The sequence below is a fragment of the Nocardia sp. CY41 genome, from assembly GCF_009829325.1.
GTDB lineage: Bacteria > Actinomycetota > Actinomycetes > Mycobacteriales > Mycobacteriaceae > Nocardia.
Genome location: NZ_VUOS01000103.1, coordinates 1 through 1,914 on the forward strand (window position 1 = coordinate 1; position 1,914 = coordinate 1,914).

Below are 1,914 nucleotides of genomic sequence, written 5' to 3' on the forward strand. Positions count from 1 at the left end.
CTTGAAATAAGGTTTTCTTATCATTGGGCAGATATTCATAGAATGGCCTTTCGGTGGTCGGCCTGATGGTGTGCCCGTGCGGAACGCGGGAACGAGCAGGAGCTACGTGCGTCCAGTACGCGCAGTGCCGTGCGCACCTACCGGGCCGATCGCCCTCTGGTCCTCACCTGCTGATCGGACGAAGTCCAGCAGCAGCCGCGCCTGCGGTGTGGTCAGCGAGTCGGCCAGCGTGTCCCACAATCTGGTGTTCGCGGCCCGCACCACGTTCCCGCGCCGCCGCGAGCAGCACCTGCCGCTGCCGAAACCGGCCGATCACCCCGTCGAGGCCAACCGAGTAGTCGAGGAGTTCCTGAGTCGTTTCCGGTGCGGGCGGCCTGCGGGCGGCCTAGGCTCACGGATCTTGTTGCCCGATCGCCTGGAGCCTCCTCGATGACGATGCCCCCGCCCTCCGCGCACAGCCGCGCACCCCACGGTTCGCCGATCGACACCGACGGCCCGCGAATTCCCTTGTTCTCCAACGAGTTCGCCGCGGATCCGCACAGCGCCTACCGGGAGATGCGCGAGCGGTACGGATCGCTGGCGCCGGTGGAACTGGCGCCGGGAGTTCCCGCCACCCTGGTGCTCGGATATCACACCGCCGTGCGGATCCTGAACGATCCGGACCACTTCCCGGCCGACCCCCGCACATGGCAGCAGGACATTCCCGCCGACTGCCCGGTGCTGCCGATGATGCAGTGGCGGCCGAACGCGATGCGCAACGCCGGAGCCGAGCATGCCCGCTACCGGCAAGCCAACATCGCCGGTCTGGCGAAGGTCGACCTCTACCGTCTGCACGACACCATCGCGCAGCTGGCGACACCGCTGATCAACGCGTTCTGCGCGGACGGATCCGCGGATATACTGCGCCAGTATGCTTTTCCGCTCGCCTTCGCGGCGCTGAACGCCATGTTGGGTTGCCCTGCCGAGATCGCGCAGCGCGCCCTGGCCGGTATGGCCGTGATCTTCGAGGGCGCCGACGCCGAACGCGGGAACACGATGCTGACCGATTCGCTGGCCGAGCTGACGCTACTGAAGCGCACCGATCCCGGTGACGACATCACCACCGGCATGCTCGGGCACTCGGCCGGGCTGAACGACACCGAGATGGTCCACCAGCTGGCCACGCTCTACGGCGCGGGCATCGAGCCGCAGCTGAATCTGATCGTCAACACCCTGCTGCTGATCCTCACCGACGAGCGGTTCGGCGGCAGCGTACTCGGCGGCAGCCTCTCGACCCGGGACGCGCTCGACGAAGTGCTGTTCAACGACCCGCCGATGGCGAACTTCTGCCTCAGCTTCCCCAAGCAGCCGATCCTGATCGACGACGTCTGGCTGCCCGCCCACCAACCGGTCGTGATCAGCATCGCCGCCTGCAACACCGACCCCGCGATCCGCGCCGAACGCTACGCGGGCAACCGCGCCCATCTCGCCTTCGGCGGTGGTGGGCCACACGCATGTCCCGCGAACTCGCTGGCATACATGATCGCCCAGGACGCCATCGACCAACTGCTCGACGCGCTACCGGAGCTACGCCTCGCGGTACCGACCGACGCGCTGACCTGGCGCCCCGGCCCCTTCCATCGAGCGCTGACCGCCCTGCCGGTCGCCTTCCCACAGTCGCCGCCGCTACCGCTGCCGTAGTACACCGCCCGAAACGACGGCCAGATCGTTCCCCCTTTCTCAAACTTGTGAGTCTGGGGCCGAACTCGCCATCTCAGTGCATAAACCAGCGTGTCGCCGTTGCAGCGGTGGGCGGCCAAGGCCGCGGCCTCGTCCGCGAATACCCGCGTCGCCACCAACTCCTCTCCACGTTCGCGACGCCACTGATCTGCAGGCGCACGTGGCCGCGCTGGGAGCGCAGGTCCGTGATCTTGG

1 protein-coding gene is annotated in these 1,914 nt (G+C 67.3%); it reads left to right on the plus strand.

Annotation, left to right across the window (positions count from 1 at the left end; all coding sequences use genetic code 11):
• The first annotated feature begins 429 nt into the window (after positions 1–429).
• The gene (locus GVY64_RS36835) at positions 430–1,680 is read left to right on the plus strand and encodes a cytochrome P450 (RefSeq protein WP_159851299.1); all 1,251 of its coding nucleotides are present in this window, start codon (positions 430–432) and stop codon (positions 1,678–1,680) included.
• Positions 1,681–1,914 lie beyond the last annotated feature (234 nt).

Bases quoted from the DNA above. Each gene is read 5' to 3' on its own strand.
- GVY64_RS36835 (WP_159851299.1), top strand. From the start codon at position 430: ATGACGATGCCCCCGCCCTCCGCGCACAGCCGCGCACCCCACGGTTCG.